Below are 17,736 nucleotides of genomic sequence, written 5' to 3' on the forward strand. Positions count from 1 at the left end.
CCAATTATTGCAATCCACGATAGTCCAGGTCGAGCGGTGCAGAACGCGCGAACCATCCTCAGCCCCGTCAACGCGGACGGCATCCGCGAGAAGGAAGCGGCCCGCTCCTTCGTGCATGTGCTGGCGGATACATCCGACAGGCTGGCCGGCGTCTGCACGATCCTTGAGGACCGTTTCGCCGTCGCCGGCGAACGGCTGGACGCTGAAGCCAAGCTGTCGCAGGTGCCCGCCGCCATCGTCATCCGCGCGGACCTGCGCGACGTCGACAGTATCGCCGCCCTCAAGAGACGGGCTGGCAAGCTCGCCAAGGCGAAGAAGCGGATATTTCTCCTCGAGCACAGCTCTCACGTCGGTATCTCGCAAGCCTACGCGCTCGGGGCGACGCACGTCCTGCCCGGTACGATCAACCGGCCCAAACTACTGTCTGCGCTGTGCGATCCGGCGGATCCGTCCTCCGCCGCGCCGGGCGAGATGGCACGGTCCGACAACGCGGTCGAGGCCGCGGCAACCGCGATCGCCTCGATGTTTACGGCCGTCACCCTTGGCCAGCCCATCGACGTCGATGGCACCAAGGAGGCCGGCCGCCAGATCGCCGACCGCATAACCCAGCGAGGCCTTTCGGAATGGCTCACGACGGTGCGGCGCCATCACGAGGGAACCTATCAGCACTGCCTGCTCGTGACCGGCGTCGCCATCGACTTCGGCCTGAGCCTCGGTGTCGGAAGAGCCGATCTGGAGCGCCTCTACTCGGCGGCCATGTTCCACGACATCGGCAAGGCGCAGATCCCGCTCGCCATTCTCGACAAGCCGAGCCGCCTCGATGCGGAGGAACGTGCCCTGATCGAGACCCATCCGGCCGCTGGCCATGAGTTTCTAAAAGGCCACGACAAGATTTCGCCGGAGATCCTCGATGCCGTTCGCCATCATCACGAATATCTCGACGGGAGCGGCTATCCCGATGCGCTCTGCGCCGAGAGCATCGGCGACGTCGTAAGGATTCTCACGATCTCCGACATCTTCGCAGCGCTGATCGAGCACCGGCATTACAAGCCCACCATGCCTCGTGCGGAAGCCTACGACGTCCTCTGCGGGATGAGCGGAAAATTGGAGAAAGCGCTGGTGACCTCGTTCAAGGAGGTCGCGCTCACGCGATAAGGCCGGCGGGCCTATGGCGATGGCCGCGAAGCGAGCCCCGGCTAGTGCGTGGCGCGATGGCTGGCGCGGTGCGGGATGGACCGGCAGGCGAGCCCGTCGGCCAGCAGCTTCATGTCCTCATGGCGGCCGCTGCGAATCAGCCGGCCGAACTCTTCGGGGGTGAAAGGAAGACTTGGATCAGCATCGATGGGGCGCCGCAGCCGCGGGCCGAAGAACCATCGAACCAGGCTAGCCAGCCGCCGCATGTCAATTCCCTCGCGCCAGCAACAAACCTCTCAGTCTGCATATTGTTCCTCCCGCATCTTCGAGATTGCAAGAGGCCGCGAACGACTCCGCACCAAAAAAATTTTGCGAGAGAATAATCTCCTCTTCATCCTGCTAATCGGCAAAACCCACGTAGCGCACGAACTCTTCGTTATGCTCGCGGTCCGAGCGAACGGCGTTCTCGGCAAAGTCGTCGTCAGGATAGCCCATCGCGACGCAGGTCATGATCACCTAGTCCTCCGGAATTTTCGCGACCTCGCGCACGATGTGCCGCATCGGCCTGTCGTCGCGCGCGATCCCCATCGCGCCGAACAGCTTCTTGGCGATGTCGACCTGCCGCGTACGGTGCACGCCCTGGTACTCGCCGTGGCTGATGATGTCGCGCTTGACCGTGGCCCCGCCGATCATCTCGTCCATGTTGCGGCGGCGGACCTCCTCGAGCGGGCCGCCGGTAAGCACATGAACATGCCAGGGCTGGGTGTCCATCTACGACGGCGCACGCTTGGCGCTCTCGATGATCGCCTCTATCACCGCGCGCGGCACCGGCTCGTTCCTGAAGCCGCGCACGCTGCGGCGCGACTGGACCAGCGTTTCGAATTCCACCTCTAAAGCCTCCCTGCCCTTCATTCACCGGCGTGGCGACACGGCCGGTTGCCGATGCGGCTCGCAAAATCTATGCTAAGCGGCAAGCAAGACCAAGAACCCTGGAGACCACAGCCATGGCCGCGCCACTTGATCCCGTCATCGCCCAGATCATTCCGCTCATGCCGATGCGCGATCCCACGGTCATGACGCCACAGAGCGCCCGCGATTCCTTGCGCGCACTGGCTGCCTCGCGCGCCGCCATCCCGCCGCCGCCCGTCGACAGCGTCGAGGATATCAAGGTGAAAGGCGGTGCCGGCTTGCTTCCTGCACGCGTCTATCGGATCGGCAGCACGCCCGCGCCAACCGTGGTGTTCTTCCACGGTGGCGGCTGGGTCGCGGGCGACCTCGAGACCCATGACCGGCAGGCGCGCAACCTAGCGATCGAGACCGGCGCCGTCGTCATCTCGGTCGATTATCGCCGCCCGCCGGAGACGCGCTTTCCGGGCGCGTTCGAGGACGCCTTCGCCGCCGTGAGTGATATCTTCGACCGCGTCGCGGAATTTGGCGGCGACGCAAAACGCCTCGGCGTTGCCGGCGACAGCGCCGGCGGCAATCTCGCCGCGACCACTGCGATCGCTTGCCGCGATGCTGGCATCAAGCTCGCCGCGCAATTGCTGGTCTACCCCGTGACCGACGTCCTCGGCGCTTACGCCGACGCGCGCGAGAACGCGCGTTATCCCTCGCGCGCCGAGAATGCCGAGGGCTACTTTCTGACGCGTGCCACGATGGAATGGTTTTGTGGCCATTATCTCGCCGATCCAGGCCATGCCCTGGACTGGCGCGTCTCGCCGCTGCGGGCCGCCTCACTTGCGGGCCTTGCACCCGCGGTCGTGACCACCGCCTGGTTCGATCCCCTGCGCGACGAGGGCGCTGCCTATGCGCGCGCGCTGGAGGCCGCCGGCGTGCGCGTCAAGCATCACGAGGGCCCCGGCCTGATCCACGGCTATTTCGGCATGGGCGATGCCTCGGACGTCGCGCGTGCCGAGGCGCAGCGCGCGCGAGCCGACTTCAAGGCCTTGCTCATGCGGGGAGCCTAAACCGCGCTAGGCGCTCTGCACCCGCTGCGCCGCGGTGTGCCCCCAGGTTTCGTCCCAGTCCTGACCGGCGGCGTCGACCGCGCGGCCGTCGGCTTCGAAGAACTTGTTCGGCACCTGGAAGATCGCCAGAATCAGGGCGCCATCCGGGCACCAGGCCGCATGCCGGCTGCCCGGCTCGCGCCAGATGAATTCGCCGGCCTTGCAGGCGATGCCCTTGGCCGGCCCTTCCTTGTCGACGAGCGCGCCTTCGATCACCCAGCTCTGCTCGATGCCGACATGCTCGTGATCGGGCAGCACCGATCCCGGCGCAAACCGCATCAAGGCGGTCATCAGGCCGGTGCGGCGATCGAACAGCAGCGTCTTGGCCTCGCAGCCGGGAAAGCGCGTCGTCTGCCAATCCATGTCGTGAGGCCGAACCAGATGCGAATGCTGATCGGCGGCTTCCTGGCGTTTCGGGATCACGGCGTCCATCACGATGCTCCCTCCGGCTAAGCTGGCCAAGCCTAGCAGCATTGCCCGCCGCGGTCAGCGAGCAGTGCAACAGGAAGCGCGCCTGGCCGACTCCCGCTCGAAAAAATCGCCAGCCGGACCGGACGGCAGGCCCTCATCCAGCTTGATTGCGCCACGATTCCCGGCTCCAATCTCTCCGCCATTTCTGGTTTACGGAGACACCCATGATGAAGCGGATTTTCCTGGCTGCGATTGTTGCCACCTTTGCGGCAGGCTCGGCCTTCGCCCAAGAAACCTGCGAGAGCAAGGCGGTCGGCAAGGACGGCAAGGCGCTCGCCGGCGCCGCCAAGACCTCGTTCCTGAAGAAGTGCAAGGCCGACGCCTGCACGCCCAAGGCCGTCAGTGCCGACGGCAAGCCGCTCGCCGGCGCCGCCAAGAACAGCTTTATGAAGAAGTGCGAAGTCGGCGCGTAAGGCGCCGCCGTTATCCAACGCACTCTCGTGCCCCGGACGCGGCGCAGCGCTTCTTCAGCGGTGCGCTGCAGAGCCGGGGCCCATGCTTCCATATGCATGGTTCGATAGATGGGTCCCGGCTCTGCGCAGCAGCGTTGCACGCTGCAGCGCGTCCGGGACACGAGACCTCCGGGTCGATCCCACTGCAGGTTTCGCCATCACTCCCGCTTGAACTTATAATCAAACGCATCGCCCAGCGGCTTGATCAGCCCCGCCGTCGGCGCCGGGAAATGAACCGGCAAAATCAGCGTGTCGGTGTCCGCCACGGAGGCGAAGAATTTTCGCCGCGAGAGCGCCGACTGCTTCGGGTCCCAATCCGGCTTCGCCGACCAGTCCGGCTCGCGGCACTGGATCTGGTGATGCATGAGGTCGCCCGCGACCACCGCGCGCTGGCCCTTCGAAAAGATGTTCACGCAGCAATGACAGGGCGAATGCCCCGGCGTCGGCGTCAAGGTGACGGTATCATCCAGCGCGTAATCATCGTCGACCAAGAGCGCCTGCCCCGCTTCGACGATCGGCAGGCAATTGTCGCGAAACACCGTGCCGGGCGGATTGCTGCCCTTGGCATTCTCCGCCTCCCAGGCCGCGTATTCACCCTTGTGGAAGACATATTTCGCATTCGGAAACGTCGGCACCCAGCGGCCGTCGCGTAAACTCGTATTCCAGCCGGTGTGGTCGATATGCAGATGCGTGCAGAACACGTAGTCGATCTGCTCAAAACTGATGCCGAGCGCGAACAGCTCGTTGCGCCAGCGCTCCTTGCCGGGAAAATTGAACGGCGGCGGATGGCCCTTGTCCTCGCCGGTGCAGGTGTCCACCAGAATGGTGTAGCGCGGCGTGCGCACGACAAAGGTCTGGTAGGTGATGACCATCATGCCGCGCGCGGCGTCGAACACCTCTGGCTCCATCGTCGGCAGATGACGGGCGAACACGCCCTCGTCATAGGCCGGGAAGAAATCCTGCGGCCGCCGCCACGGCCCTTCCCGCTCGATGACCGCGTCGATGGTGATGTCGCCGATCCGGAGTTGCTTCATCGCCGTTTCACTCCCCTTTTTTGCAGGAGCGTAGCGACTGGCATGGGGCCGTTCAAGCCGCGCGATGCGGACAGCGCCCCTGCGAAACGATCGCCGCAAATCAACCTCAAATACCGCTGAGGGTGATCGCGGAATTGGGAATCATCTGTGGGCCGGAAACTCAGATTCGCGACGACAACCATCATCGCCGTCGCGGTAGGCGTCTACATCAACAACACCAGCCTTCTGGCGCTGCATCAGGGCGGCAAGCCGGTGTTGCTTGCCCATCGCGGCATGGCGCAACGCTTCGATGAGCGCGATGTAAAGAACGACACCTGCACCGCCGCGCGGATGCTGCCGCCGACCCACGATTATCTCGAGAACACCATTCCATCGATGCGCGCCAGTTTTGACGCCGGCGCCGACGTGGTCGAGCTCGACGTGCATCCGACGACCGACGGTGAATTCGCCGTATTCCACGACTGGACGCTCGATTGCCGCACCGACGGCCACGGTGTCACGCGCGAGCAGAGCGTGGCGAAGTTGAAAATGCTCGACATCGGCTATGGCTACACCGCCGACGGCGGCAAGTCCTTCCCGTTCCGCGGCAAGGCGATTGGGATGATGCCGACATTGTCGGAGGTGTTGGCCACCTTCCCTGACAAGAAACTCCTCATCAACGTGAAGAGCCGAGACCCAAGCGAAGGCGAGAAACTTGCCGGCGTGCTAAATGCGCTGCCGGCCGAGCGGCGCCGCACGGTCATGGTTTATGGTGGCGACGAGCCCATCGACGCGATCCGTCGCCTCACCCCCGATGTCCGCACGATCTCGCGCGCGGCCATCCGGAGCTGCCTGATCCGCTATATCGGCTATGGCTGGACCGGCCTGGTCCCGGCGGCCTGCCGCAACGCGATGGTGCTGGTACCGATCAACGCCGCACCCTGGCTATGGGGCTGGCCCGATCGCTTTCTCGCACGCATGAACGGCGTCAACAGCGCGGTGTTCGTGCTCGGTCCCTACAGCGGCGGAGAGTTCTCCACCGGCATCGATACGCCGGAAGCGTTCGCGCGGTTGCCGCAAGGCTATGCCGGCGGCATTTGGACCAACGAGATCGAGGCCATCGCCAAGATTGCGGGCAAGGTTGCGGGAAAGAGCAAAGATTAGCTCCGCAACCCCGGCGCCTCCTGCCCGGTGCGCGCGACATATTCCGTGTAGCCGCCGCCGAACTGGTGGATGCCTTCCGGTGTCAGCTCCAGCACCCGGTTCGACAATGTCGCCAGAAAATGCCGGTCATGCGAGACGAACAGCATGGTCCCCTCGAAATCGGCCAGTGCCGTGATCAGCATCTCCTTGGTGGCGAGGTCGAGATGGTTGGTCGGCTCGTCCAGCACGAGGAAGTTCGGCGGGTCGAACAGCATCTTGGCCATCACGAGGCGCGCCTTCTCGCCGCCTGACAGCACGCGGCAGCGCTTCTCGACGTCGTCGCCGGAGAAGCCGAAGCAGCCGGCGAGCGCGCGCAGACTTCCCTGCCCCGCGGTCGGAAACGCATATTCGAGCGACTGAAACACCGTCTGCTCGCCGTCGAGCAGGTCCATGGCGTGCTGGGCGAAATAGCCCATCTTGACGCTGCCGCCGACTGCCACCGTGCCATCATCGGGCTCGCTCGCGCCCGCGACGAGCTTGAGCAGCGTCGACTTGCCGGCGCCGTTGACGCCCATCACGCACCAGCGCTCCCTGCGCCGGATCATGAAATCGAGCCCGTCATAGATCCGCTTGCTGCCATAACCCTTGTGCACGTTCTTGAGCGCCACGACATCCTCGCCCGAACGCGGTGCCGGCGGAAAATCGAACGCCACGCTCTGGCGGCGGCGCGGCGGCTCGACCCGCTCGATCTTGTCGAGCTTCTTCACCCGGCTCTGCACCTGCGCCGCATGAGATGCGCGCGCCTTGAAGCGCTCGATGAACTTGATCTCCTTGGCGAGCATCGCCTGCTGGCGCTCGAACTGCGCCTGCTGTTGCTTCTCGTTCTGCGCGCGCTGCTGCTCGTAGAATTCGTAATCGCCGGTGTAGGTGGTGAGCGAGCCGCTATCGATCTCGATCACCTTTGAGATCACGCGATTGATGAACTCGCGGTCATGCGAGGTCATCAAGAGCGTGCCCTCGTAATCGTGCAGGAATTTTTCCAGCCAGATCAGGCTTTCGAGATCAAGATGGTTGCTCGGCTCGTCGAGCAACATGACATCGGGGCGCATCAGGAGGATGCGGGCCAGCGCCACGCGCATCTTCCAGCCGCCGGAGAGTTTTCCGACGTCGCCGTCCATCATCTCCTGGCTGAAGCCGAGGCCGGACAGCGCTTCGCGCGCGCGGCCGTCGAGCGCATAGCCGTCGAGCTCCTCGAAACGGTGCTGTACCTCGCCGTAGCGAGTGATGATCTCGTCCATCTGGTCGGCTTTGTCAGGATCGGCCATGGCGGCCTCGAGCTCGCGCAGCTCGGCCGCGACCTCGCTGACGGGACCGGCCCCGTCCATCACCTCGGCCACGGCACTGCGGCCCGACATCTCGCCGACGTCCTGGTTGAAATAGCCGATGGTGATGCCGCGATCGGTCGAAACCTGCCCCTCGTCGGGCAGTTCCTCACCGGCGATCATCCGGAAGAGCGTGGTCTTGCCGGCGCCGTTCGGCCCGACCAGGCCGATCTTCTCGCCCTTGTTGAGGGCGGCGGAGGCTTCAATGAACAGGATCTGGTGGCCGGCTTGCTTGCTGACGTTGTCGAGGCGGATCATGTCTGTCTTTTGGGGGATTTTTGCGTTGCAGCGTCATAGGCCATGCCGGCCGCCAGGGGAAGCCCGGCGGGGTACGGATTCCTGCCCGCGCGGGCGCCAATTCGGTCATTTCACCCGCAGTTTGGGGCACATTAACCTCGACCGTCCGCGTCATTGCCATCTCGCTTGAGTTTAAGGGCCACATGATCGGTTCGCCGCAGCGAATTGGCTGAGGGCTAGATGCAACCTCGAACGTCACTCGGCGGATTTGTCTTGCTTGTGCCGGAAGGGATCGGCGCTGTCATCGTGACCGCTGCGGCTGCTGAAGAACATCAGCGCCATCAGTCCGCATCCAATCAGCAAGGAGAAAAATGTGCCAAGGCCTAGCGCGATCCAGCCGTGCTTGCCGATCTCGACCCCGCTGCTGGCATTCCATACCGAAACGGCCCAGACACCGGTCAAGATCAGGATCATGGCTAAAACGGCGAGCAGGAGGATCTGGCCCTTGCTGATGCGTTCCATGGTCACGCCTCCTGTTGCTTGCCGGACCAACAAGCTGCGCCGGAGGCCGTTCCTCGGCACGTCGAGAGCAATTACCGCTTCGGGCATCGGCGTTCTGATCTTCGCCTTTGGCGCCACGACCGAATTCGCCACAAGATTGTGGCCTTAAGTTTGATCGCGGTCGCTGGCGGATGGTCCAAAGGCGTTCTGATGATACCCTTTCGCATTTTGTATGCATTTGCGGCGCGACCATGTCGGCATGGGCTGGTCTCGATCGTCCTCCGGTGGACACTGCTCGGAAGTGCCGTGTATGGACCCGTGCACGTGAAGTGATGTCATCACCTCGAGCCTTCAAAGTGAAACTGGAGCAATGCCCATGAGGATCGCCGTCGAGACCAACGTAGCAGCCCCTGTCGATCAGGTCTGGCGTGCCTATACGACGCCTGCCGACATCGTGAAGTGGAACGCCGCGTCCGACGACTGGCATACGACCAAGGCTACGGTCGACCTGCGTGATGGCGGCGCCTTCTCGTCGCGCATGGAGGCCAAGGACGGCAGCATGGGTTTCGACTTCGCCGGCACTTACACCAAGATCGTTGAACACGAGCGGATCGAATACGCGTTCGGCGATCGAAAGGCCGAAGTTGAATTCGTGCCCGGCCCAAAGGGCGTTGTCGTCCGCGTCGTCTTCGACAGCGAACCGACGCACTCGGTCGAGCAGCAGCAAGGCGGTTGGCAGGCGATCCTCGACAGTTTCGCGCGGTATGTGGAGGCAAAACAAAATAAGTCGTGACGTCGTGTGTAGGCAGGATGGAAATCCTGACAGGCGCGGATTTCCGCGGAGTAGCTGACGGAAATTGAATAGTCCGCTTGGGGTCGCGTGCTGACATCCGACAGGCGGCGACCGAGGTCTGCCACGGGCCAACGCGCGGACATTCGGCACGCTTCCCAATCGCTCGAAAACGCGGTCATATGGCGTCCGGGGGCACTTGGCGTATTGGCGCCAGGGTGTCCGCTTCCTTGGGAAGCGGACATCGCCGCGCTCAGGGCTGAGGTCGGCCAAGGGCCAGAAGCGGAAATGCGCTTTCTCTTTTTAGACCAACCAGCGCAGCTGTTTAAACTTGCTCAGATCAATTCATCAGAGAATAACGGTTAGCCTAGTTGCAAACACAGCAGCCGTAGCCTGCGTGCGGTCATAATCCTGAATGATTTCTACCGAGGTACCCATCTTTGCGGGCAACCTTAAAGATAGAACGCCGCTTTGCAGAGCGCACTGACGCCACATGCGCCCGGCCCAGCGGATGTGATGGGCAGCACATATTTCAGACGTACGGCACGGCATTGTCTCTGTGCGATTACCCAGGCACAAGGAAATATGCCATGACCGTCTCCCGCGCTGCTCACTTAGCTTTCGCCGCAATAGTCGGAATCAGTTCGTTCGTTGCTTCAATCCAGACATCTCACGCTGGCGGTCTCGGACTCGATTGGCTCTCGAACAAACCTTACGTGGAGTGTCTCAAGCAGGCACGGATGCTCGCTGATGTGAGCAGCATCATGAAAGGACCGGCGTACCGAGAGGCGAGCTATGAGCGAGGCCGTCACCAGTGCAATCGCCAGTACTACGGTCACCAATAGGCCTGCAGCTACCAGTCGAGGGACGATCTGCCAGGTCCATCGGATCGTCCTCTCACAGGTATGTGTCTTTGTGCCGGTATGTGGAAGTGTCCAATCCGTTGGATGTCTGAGACGGGTCAATCGCGTCGGTTCTGCGCGATCAAACCCACGTCCGGCTTACCCCTCGTTGCCGACATCAAGGCACCTCCACCGCGTTTGTCGCTTCGGGCCAATAGGCGACTTTATTCGATCACCTCGTCGGCGCGGGCGAGCAATGCCGGAGGAATCGTGAGACCTATTGCCTTTGCGGCCCTCAGGTTAATCACAAACTCGTATCGCGTCCCTTGGACATACGGCATCTCGCTTGGTCTGCTACCGCGCAATACCTCAGCCACCTGCGCAATAGCGACCAGAATGGCGTGCTTTAGGTCCATGGAATAAGACATCAATCCTCCGGCTTCCGCCTGCTCTCGAAGGACAAACATCGTCGGGAGACCGATTTGCTGGGCGAGTTTAACGAGAAGAAAGCGATGAGCGTAGGCGTTAGTAATGTTTGCAATCACAAGTCCATCGGACTGGTCCCGCCGGATGGCTTGAAAAGCGTCGCTGTATGCCTGTTCATTGACCGGAGTGGACACGGGCGCAATCGCTAACGCAATACCGAGCCTTTGAGCTGCCTCCCGCGTCGCCTTGCCGCCCTCAGCCTCCCAACCCGCTTGCGTTGAGACGAAAAGCACGTTGCGAGCCTTTGGGATGGCTTCGGCAAGCAGTTCAAGACGCTTACCCCAAAGTTCAACGCCGGCATCAACGCTAACCCCCGTAACGTTTGCGCCCGGACGCGACAGGCTGGATACCACTCCAAATCGAATCGGATCGCCAGTGATGGCAACGATGGGAATTGTGCTAGTCGCCGCTTTCAATGCGAGTGTGATAGACGTACCCAAAGCAAAGATCACGTCTGGATGCGCGCTGACGATTTTGGCTACGAGGTCGCCATATTCCCCTGTCCCGTCAGCCGAAAACCGGTCGATGATCAAATTCTGACCTTCGATATAACCAAGACGCTGGAGTTCCCGAAGACCCAACGTGTAACCCGAGTCGCCTCCAATCCGCATGTCGGCAACCTTTAGCGCCGGGTCAGCTAGTGCGAGCCGCTTCATCTTTGCTGGCTGCTGCGCCCGAACAGCGATTGGAGACACGGCCACGCCGCCGATTAGCCCAATGAACGAGCGCCGTCTCATGCCCGCCTCCCAGGATCAGGATGCGGAAAGTGTATCTGTCCAAGCCCGATGCTTGGAAGGTGTTGTCGGCGGTCGAAGGATGTATATTTGGGTGGGGTCCAATGTCCGCTTTGGGTCAAACTGCGAACACCTCAGGTTGAGCAAATCTGGTCCGCTCGGCAGCGGTGAGCGGACCTCCGTCAGACGCGGCGCTACTTCGGTGAAGGGCCAAAAGCGGAAATCGGCCGCATCCTCACCTATGTCCGCTATGGGCCATCCGCGTCGCCTTGGCGATGTCCACGGCACGCCCGGTTTGCCCACGTTAGCGACCATCGAGCGGACACGCTGGCAGGCGCGAGTCGGGCCGATACCGAGCTACAGCGAGCCCGTCGTTCGACAAACCCATAGAGCCGCCCCAGAATGCTCGTTGCGCGCCGCAAGGGCGGTCCGCCAGCATCAACTGGAGCAATGCCATGACAGATCAGCGGAGCACCGATCGTCGCGACTTCATGCGTGCAACTACCCTTGCAGCCGTGGGGGCTGCATCATCGGTCATGTCTTCCAATCATGCTGCGGCACAAACCGCCGCCACCAAGCTGCCGGGAGGAACGGTCTACACCGGCAGTACTGTGGACGGAAAACCGGTAGTCAGCGCGCTCGGTATTGCCGACCTCGAGGCGGGAAAGGTTCATCGGCTCTTTTTCCGCGGCGTCGAAGGTCCATCAGGCCAGCCGTGGCTTGTATCTGTCACCGTCATGCGCGGAACAAGCCCAGGCAAACGGATCACTCTCACGAGCGGCGTCCACGGCGATGAAATGAGCTCGATCTATGCGGTGCAAGCCATCATCAACGGCCTCGACCCTGCCGCCATGAGCGGCGCCGTCATGGCGATATTCGATATTTCGCGCCCGGCGATAGAAAGCATGAACCGACGCTGGCCAAATTCCGGCCGAGGCACGGACCTGGTCGATATGAACCGGGTTTGGCCTGGCGACGAGAACGCCCCGAGCGCGCCGGCGCGGCATGCGGGTCTCCTGTTCAATCACCTGATCCGTCCGAACTCGGACTACGTTCTTGATTTCCATACCGGCGCGACCGGCCTCGATGCCGCCGACTTCCACCTGGCGAAAATGGACGTCCCCGAGATCAAGGCCATGGCGGAACTCTTCCCGATCTCCCAGATCTTTGACAACCCCGGCTATCCTGGGCTTCTCTCGGACGCGCTGTTCAAGGTGGGCATTCCGGCGTTCACGCCGGAGATAGGCAGTGCCCGAAAACTCGACCTGGCAATGATCCCTCGCTTCGTGGAGGGCACAATGAACGTGCTCAGGCTGCACGGCATCATCAACAGCCCGATGGGACGCACGGGACGCGATACAAATGTCTTCGTAGCCAATGGTCTCATGCCTGTTGTTGCGACCTCGGGCGGAATTGTCGAGCATCTGACGAAGCTGACAGACAACGTCAAATCGGGCCAAAAAATTGCGATCCACCGCAACATTTTCGGTGAGGTCGTCGCGGAATATACAAGCCCGATCGATGGTCAGATCGGCGGACTTCGCAGCGACGCCACTTCAGAGCCCGGAAATGTGCTTGCCTTCATTCTCTCCAACCGTCCGACTTCGGGCGGGGTTGAATTATACCCGGAGTAGGCGCGACCATCTGGAATTGGCCGTGGCGCGGCCGCGGTTTGTCGGATGGACCTCCATTCCACTTCGATAGGCAGCGCATCCAACGGAAACTTGGCTTCGATCGCGCCGTCGAAGATGCGACGCCTAGCATTTTCGAAGTCGAGAGTGCCGCACGTAAAGCGCTTGGCGGTCGACATTCCTGGGGCACTAACTGCAACCGGGTCTCACGATCGACGAGAAGCGTGTCGCGAATGATATGGCGACGTGGCCGCCAATCGTCGCGCGAGTTGAGGGAGACTCAAGCCAGAACAGCGTGCCCGTCATGGCTAGGACGCGTACTCATAAATTGCGTTTATTCGGCAATCGCCGACTTCGGCTGATGTCCGCTCTTTGCTGCAAGACCAGACAACAGACAGTTTAGCGGCCATGTCCGCTAAGGGTCACAAGCGGGCATCACCGTGCTGTCCGACATGAGTCCGTTTTCAGCCAGACAGCCGACACTTCGATGCTTGAGAGATAGTTCAGCTAAGGGCCACAAGCGGACGTTAGGAAGCCGCCGCCGCGCAATTACTTCGCCCGTCGGACCGGTATCAGTTCGCCAGCAGCGCCACCTGGCACCCAAGCGCCATGAAAGACAATATCGCCGTTGCCGTTGGCTTCGAGCTTGCCGGCAATGTAGTGCCGCTTCGTCAGATAGGAACGAAAGTAGGCTTCGCTTCGACGAAAGACCTGATCACAGCTGGACCCGATGGCATCAACGACAAGGATCTGTCCTTCCTGCACGCCATTGATCGCCTCGACCACGCGCACTCTGACCAGAGGCGAGGACCCCCAGCCATCATCCTCCTTCCTCGCCAAAGAGGGAGGTAGCAGCTCAATTGCTTCGACGGCCGCCACCACTGGTTCAGAGCGTGCGGCATCCGGCAACGTCCGCAGAAGCGTCATCGTGTGTTCGATACGGCAGGCCGTTGCCGAATCAGAAAGTGCTAATATTGCTATGAGCAAAAGAGCGAGAGTTCTCATTGTGCTGGCTGATTTCAAATGCTTTCTTCACCGATCAATATCATAGAGCAGTATGCGCTATTGCAAAGTCAGCTCAGGGTCAGAAGCTGCCATCACGCAACATGCCGAGATTGGTCAGCTACGGGCCACAAGCGGAAGCGCCTGTTGGGCTAGGGGCCATTAGTCGTTGCTTGGGCCCGACTCCGATCTGATGCACAAAGGTGCCTCACCGCCCAGGGAGTGCGCGCACCTTTCTCGCCGCGATTGGAGAGGTAGCGACCGTATTCTTCCGGGGCTCCGCATTCTTCAGCTATTAAGCGGTAGCGCTTATACGATATGCCATGTGCCGAGACGTTGATCCTCGCACCGAAGCGGACGCGGCGATGCGTGAAGCCGCAGGCTCGATATGCGCAGTTGAGCGTGCGAAATGGCTGCGCGTTGCCTTGGCATGGCTGGACCTCGCTCGTGCTGAGACTTCGCGTTCAGCCAAGATCGATCCTCCGCTGCGTAGGGACTGCGTAAGGCTGACTGCCGAATGTCCAGCTGCTGATTCGCTATCAGTTCGTCGAGACCAAGCCTGATAGCGGTGCTTGCGACCAAGATGCAGGTCTCAGGCGTGGAACCAATGTGGCAGCGTTCTCCGTCGAGCTCGGCCAACCTTCCTACTAATCCTCGCCTTCTTGAAAATGCAGCCCCAAGACTTCTTCTTTGCTCGGCCGTTAGTACACGGGACCGAAGATCTTCCAGTTCAGATAGTTCGGAATCAAGATGCTGGCGGAGGACCGCCACGCGATCCTACTTACTCGTGGAACGCCCTAAAATACATTAAACATCCCAGCCGGGGGCAAAATAATAGAATGCAGTACAACCTGGGCTTTTACAGCGGATTGCGGATATTGATCACAAAATTGACTATATATTATTTATTTAATATGATTTAATGTTGGAACATTAATTGTACAGGGCCCGTGTCTGAGCTTGGAGCCCAGAACGCTGGCATCTCCCTCAGCCACGAATTGACGTAATCTGCTGGGACCCGGGTCGCATGAATCGAGATCACCTTGACGCGCTGTCCATTGATGAGTTGTGGGCGCTGCACACCGACGTGGGTCAGGTCCTAGCCGTCAAGCTGATCGCAGCAAAACGCGACCTTGAGGAGCGGCTTAAACAGCTCGACCAGAGAGTAGACCCGAAGGAACTGAGGATAAAACACTAATGTGCCACAGAGCCCCCGGCGAGTGTTATAATTCGTGATTAATTTCAATTAACGTAATTTATTGTTGTGGCTTGCGATGTGATTTAATTTGATGTCCTTCCTGCCCCATTTTCCCTTGCGCCCGCTCGGAAGGTCCGGCCATGACTGGTCTCCATCATTTCCAAAATTCCCCGGCGTCAACTCGATCGGCCGCTTCATTTGAATGGGCCAACTTGCCCGAGGCGGGCAATCGCGGCGGTCGAGCGGATGCCGCTGTTCTTCGGCACCGCTTCGAAGCGCTCGCTGCTCAGATTGCCGAATTGGAAGCACTCCGCGAACGCGTCCTTGAGGCCGAGCAGAAGATCGCCTCTTGAGCTGAATAACGCAGCTGCCTCCGCTCATGCGGCCGTCCGCGCCAGAGGAAACGGCTCGCGTTATGACGAGGATCAGCGCACAGAAACAGGTGGGCTGTCACTTCTGCGCCAGCTTAATCGTTGCCACGGGCCACTTTCCGGGATGGCCAGCAATGGAAAGACGCAAGCCGTGCGCTTCGTCCAAGTACAATTCCTCGACAGTCCCTGCTGTACCGTCCGTGAGCACCACCGCCTTGCCGATCAATTCTGTCTCGGCTTCGTGATATTCGCGTAGAATAGCAGAGGCGTGAGCTTTAGCCCGGGGCATCTGCGGCATCTCGTCCTGGCTATGCGAGCAAAACCGCTGAGACTGAGCTGCGTTCCCTTCTGAATGGGCGCACGAGGATGGATGGCTGATGGGAAAAAGGGGCGATGGGATGGAGCTCATAACTCCCTTGCCATCGCTGGGTGGCTCCGGTTCTTCACCTTGATCCAGTGCTTCTGCCCCGACCGCCTCGGTGCGGCCGATCGCGATGCTTGGAGACCACGCTGACGAAGGGAAAGCTCCACGCGGTGTGGCCGCGTGCGCTGCGCCTGGGGTGGAGGGGGCTGATCCGAATGCCGCCTGCGCGCTGCTGATCGAGGCCATCGCCGAGCGCGCGCGCGAATTCGACCTGATCCACTCTCATGTCGACTGGTTGCCCCTGCCGGTCCTGAGCCGGACCGGAGTGCCGTTTCTGACGACCATGCATGGCCGACTCGACCTTCGGGTCTATCCGATGTGAGCGTGGCTTTTCCGGAAGCTTCTTTCGTCTCCATCTCCGACAACCAGCGCCGTCCGATTCCGGACGCAAACTGGATCGCGACGGTTCCGCGCGGGCTGCCCAGGCATCTGCTTCAGCCCACCTACGAACCCGGTTCGTACCTGGCCTTTCTTGGCCCGGAGACGGATGAGTTTCGAGGACCCTCACACATTCAGCGACAACCCGGCGAGCTTCCTCGATAATTTTCCTGTCGCTTAGGTCATCCGGCCAATAGATGAAAACTGCCGCTGGCGGCATGTCCGCCTCCATGACCTTATTGATCGCCTGGCCTTAACGCCCGAAACGGAGATTTCCTACTTCCGCTATGGGTCACAAGCCGACATCGCCGGGCCAACGCGTTGAGGGCCGCTTCACCTCAACATCCGGACATCCGCCCTTGCGATCCTAAGCCCTTCTCATCAACCTGAGCGAGGCCGCAAGGCGCAGACTGCGCTTGCCGGCGAGCGCGATGCCTTCGAGTTCGCCGCTGTCCGCGGTGCAGGTGCCGGAGAAGCCGATCCCGACCTCATAGCCGCCGAACACGGGGTTCTCGCCTTTGGCCGGCGTGTGCTCCTGGTTGAGCATCTCGCCCTTCCAGCGGCCGTCTGCCGACGAGTAAGAGCCGAGATAGTAGAAGAACGCATCGCCGCCGAGGATGCGCCCGTCGATGAGCAGCATGACGCCGGAGAGCCCTGCATCGACACCATCGAGCGCGCGCAGACCCATCCCGTAGAGGCCGTTGGCGATGCCGCCCGGCCCGATTGTGCCGCGTGGTGGCAGCGCCCCATCATCGAGACGCGTCAGGTTGGCCCAGAAACCGGCGCCCGGCATGGTGTCCGCGCCGCCGGCAAGACGGATCTGGTTGCCGTGCAGCCGCCCGCGCGCGCCGATCCTGGCGACGTCGGCGCCCATCAGGGGCTTGTAATGGGGATCCTCGTTATGCCGTTCGGTGATCACCTCGGCGACGATCTCGCCATCGCGCTCGACATAGGTACCGAGATGCGCGAAGGCCGAATTACCGCCCAGCATCTTGCCATCGTGCAGGCACATGATGCTGCGCCCGAACGCATCGTTGACGCCGTATTCAACCTTGTAGAGCCCGTCCAGCAACGCAATGAACCCGCAAAATCGGAAAAGAATCGTGGGCTACCTAGCACTGCTGCCCCAGCCAGGCCATCCGGCTTTTTCGCGCAGGGCCCTTGCGGGGCGTCTCCCCGCCACGATGCCATCATGCTCCTGTTTTGCCCGACGGGTCAAAGCGGATTTCGCAAAATCCGTCGCGCGTAATTCCGCTGCGATTTCAAGGCCCCGCCTACTGTGCATGGGGTTGTTTTCGACATTTTTGTTTTGGCGAGCCTTCATCGCGCGTCAGTGACGCTTGAAATACTGCACCTCGCGCTCGTGCTTCTCGGCGGCCGCACGGCTCCGGAAGGTCCCGAGGTTACGACGCTTGCCGGTCTTCGGATTCACCTTGCGTGAATAGAGGCGGTATTCGCCCGATGCCAGTTTGCGGATCATGATCGCGCTCCGTTGTGTCTTGAGATCAACGGCGTCCACGCGATTGAGGTTCCGTCGCGTG

Annotated in this window: 20 protein-coding genes and 1 pseudogene; 9 read left to right on the forward strand and 12 right to left on the reverse strand. The window is 61.4% G+C overall.

The window, feature by feature from the left end; all coding sequences use genetic code 11:
* Window positions 1-36 precede the first annotated feature (36 nt).
* Entirely contained in the window at window positions 37-1,155 is a 1,119-nt protein-coding gene (locus GA0061098_RS14650; protein ID WP_091956941.1) for an HD-GYP domain-containing protein, read from the forward strand.
* 41 nt (window positions 1,156-1,196) lie between these two features.
* Here the strand turns inward: GA0061098_RS14650 and GA0061098_RS14655 are convergent, their stop codons facing one another.
* From GA0061098_RS14655 to GA0061098_RS46100, 3 genes are all read right to left on the reverse strand, one after another.
* Entirely contained in the window at window positions 1,197-1,400 is a 204-nt protein-coding gene (locus tag GA0061098_RS14655) for a hypothetical protein (RefSeq protein ID WP_018322924.1), read from the reverse strand.
* Between the two features lie 250 nt (window positions 1,401-1,650).
* Window positions 1,651-1,905, reverse strand: a complete 255-nt coding sequence (locus GA0061098_RS46095; protein ID WP_245323324.1) for a hypothetical protein — start codon at window positions 1,903-1,905, stop codon at window positions 1,651-1,653.
* On the reverse strand, window positions 1,906-2,022 hold the full coding sequence (locus GA0061098_RS46100) for a nitroreductase family protein (RefSeq protein ID WP_245323327.1): 117 nt from the start codon (window positions 2,020-2,022) through the stop codon (window positions 1,906-1,908). It abuts the gene before it with no gap.
* A gap of 116 nt (window positions 2,023-2,138) precedes the next feature.
* On the opposite strand from GA0061098_RS46100, the gene GA0061098_RS14665 reads away from it, so the two are divergent.
* Window positions 2,139-3,101 carry an alpha/beta hydrolase gene (locus GA0061098_RS14665; RefSeq protein ID WP_165637360.1) on the forward strand — a complete coding sequence of 321 codons (963 nt, stop codon included), beginning with the start codon at window positions 2,139-2,141 and terminating at the stop codon, window positions 3,099-3,101.
* A 6-nt stretch (window positions 3,102-3,107) separates the two neighbouring features.
* Here GA0061098_RS14665 and GA0061098_RS14670 read toward each other — a convergent pair whose 3' ends face one another.
* Complete coding sequence (locus tag GA0061098_RS14670) at window positions 3,108-3,572, reverse strand: cupin domain-containing protein (RefSeq protein ID WP_091956942.1); 465 nt, start codon at window positions 3,570-3,572, stop codon at window positions 3,108-3,110.
* A gap of 203 nt (window positions 3,573-3,775) precedes the next feature.
* Between GA0061098_RS14670 and GA0061098_RS14675 the strand changes: the two genes are divergently transcribed.
* Entirely contained in the window at window positions 3,776-4,024 is a 249-nt protein-coding gene (locus GA0061098_RS14675) for a hypothetical protein (RefSeq protein ID WP_091956943.1), read from the forward strand.
* Between the two features lie 197 nt (window positions 4,025-4,221).
* Here GA0061098_RS14675 and GA0061098_RS14680 read toward each other — a convergent pair whose 3' ends face one another.
* The gene (locus tag GA0061098_RS14680; protein WP_091956944.1) at window positions 4,222-5,097 is read right to left on the reverse strand and encodes an MBL fold metallo-hydrolase; all 876 of its coding nucleotides are present in this window, start codon (window positions 5,095-5,097) and stop codon (window positions 4,222-4,224) included.
* 147 nt (window positions 5,098-5,244) lie between these two features.
* Between GA0061098_RS14680 and GA0061098_RS14685 the strand changes: the two genes are divergently transcribed.
* Window positions 5,245-6,240 carry a glycerophosphodiester phosphodiesterase family protein gene (locus GA0061098_RS14685; protein WP_091956945.1) on the forward strand — a complete coding sequence of 332 codons (996 nt, stop codon included), beginning with the start codon at window positions 5,245-5,247 and terminating at the stop codon, window positions 6,238-6,240.
* Here the strand turns inward: GA0061098_RS14685 and GA0061098_RS14690 are convergent.
* The gene (locus GA0061098_RS14690) at window positions 6,237-7,859 is read right to left on the reverse strand and encodes an ABC-F family ATP-binding cassette domain-containing protein (protein WP_091956946.1); all 1,623 of its coding nucleotides are present in this window, start codon (window positions 7,857-7,859) and stop codon (window positions 6,237-6,239) included. The genes GA0061098_RS14685 and GA0061098_RS14690 overlap by 4 nt on opposite strands.
* A 234-nt stretch (window positions 7,860-8,093) precedes the next feature.
* A complete protein-coding gene (locus tag GA0061098_RS14695) occupies window positions 8,094-8,360 on the reverse strand; it encodes a hypothetical protein (RefSeq protein ID WP_028144937.1) in 267 nt (88 codons plus the stop codon).
* A 355-nt stretch (window positions 8,361-8,715) separates the two neighbouring features.
* Here GA0061098_RS14695 and GA0061098_RS14700 point away from each other — a divergent pair, with 355 nt between their 5' ends.
* A complete protein-coding gene (locus GA0061098_RS14700; protein ID WP_091956947.1) occupies window positions 8,716-9,132 on the forward strand; it encodes an SRPBCC family protein in 417 nt (138 codons plus the stop codon).
* Between the two features lie 1,063 nt (window positions 9,133-10,195).
* Here GA0061098_RS14700 and GA0061098_RS14705 read toward each other — a convergent pair.
* On the reverse strand, window positions 10,196-11,194 hold the full coding sequence (locus GA0061098_RS14705; protein ID WP_091956948.1) for an ABC transporter substrate-binding protein: 999 nt from the start codon (window positions 11,192-11,194) through the stop codon (window positions 10,196-10,198).
* A 452-nt stretch (window positions 11,195-11,646) separates the two neighbouring features.
* On the opposite strand from GA0061098_RS14705, the gene GA0061098_RS14710 reads away from it, so the two are divergent.
* A complete protein-coding gene (locus GA0061098_RS14710) occupies window positions 11,647-12,825 on the forward strand; it encodes a M14 family metallopeptidase (RefSeq protein WP_091956949.1) in 1,179 nt (392 codons plus the stop codon).
* Between the two features lie 546 nt (window positions 12,826-13,371).
* On the opposite strand, the gene GA0061098_RS43760 is transcribed toward GA0061098_RS14710, so the two are convergent.
* Entirely contained in the window at window positions 13,372-13,749 is a 378-nt protein-coding gene (locus GA0061098_RS43760; protein WP_129590860.1) for a hypothetical protein, read from the reverse strand.
* A gap of 1,102 nt (window positions 13,750-14,851) precedes the next feature.
* Between GA0061098_RS43760 and GA0061098_RS44975 the strand changes: the two genes are divergently transcribed.
* Together GA0061098_RS44975 and GA0061098_RS43770 are read left to right on the forward strand one after the other, a co-directional pair.
* Window positions 14,852-15,022, forward strand: a complete 171-nt coding sequence (locus tag GA0061098_RS44975; RefSeq protein WP_165637361.1) for a hypothetical protein — start codon at window positions 14,852-14,854, stop codon at window positions 15,020-15,022.
* Window positions 15,023-15,162: 140 nt separating this feature from the next.
* A complete protein-coding gene (locus GA0061098_RS43770; protein ID WP_129590862.1) occupies window positions 15,163-15,375 on the forward strand; it encodes a hypothetical protein in 213 nt (70 codons plus the stop codon).
* A gap of 97 nt (window positions 15,376-15,472) precedes the next feature.
* Here the strand turns inward: GA0061098_RS43770 and GA0061098_RS14720 are convergent, their stop codons facing one another.
* Entirely contained in the window at window positions 15,473-15,682 is a 210-nt protein-coding gene (locus tag GA0061098_RS14720; RefSeq protein WP_091893378.1) for a PRC-barrel domain-containing protein, read from the reverse strand.
* Window positions 15,683-15,906: 224 nt separating this feature from the next.
* Between GA0061098_RS14720 and GA0061098_RS14725 the strand changes: the two are divergent.
* Window positions 15,907-16,321: pseudogene (locus GA0061098_RS14725) on the forward strand (glycosyltransferase family protein); the annotation flags it as partial.
* 241 nt (window positions 16,322-16,562) lie between these two features.
* Here the strand turns inward: GA0061098_RS14725 and GA0061098_RS14730 are convergent.
* Both GA0061098_RS14730 and GA0061098_RS14735 read right to left on the reverse strand, forming a co-directional pair.
* Window positions 16,563-17,267, reverse strand: a complete 705-nt coding sequence (locus tag GA0061098_RS14730; RefSeq protein ID WP_091956951.1) for a hypothetical protein — start codon at window positions 17,265-17,267, stop codon at window positions 16,563-16,565.
* Window positions 17,268-17,525: 258 nt separating this feature from the next.
* Window positions 17,526-17,675, reverse strand: a complete 150-nt coding sequence (locus GA0061098_RS14735; RefSeq protein WP_007591825.1) for a hypothetical protein — start codon at window positions 17,673-17,675, stop codon at window positions 17,526-17,528.
* Between the last annotated feature and the right edge of the window lie 61 nt (window positions 17,676-17,736).

Source organism: Bradyrhizobium shewense (assembly GCF_900094605.1).
In the GTDB taxonomy this organism is placed as follows: domain Bacteria; phylum Pseudomonadota; class Alphaproteobacteria; order Rhizobiales; family Xanthobacteraceae; genus Bradyrhizobium; species Bradyrhizobium shewense.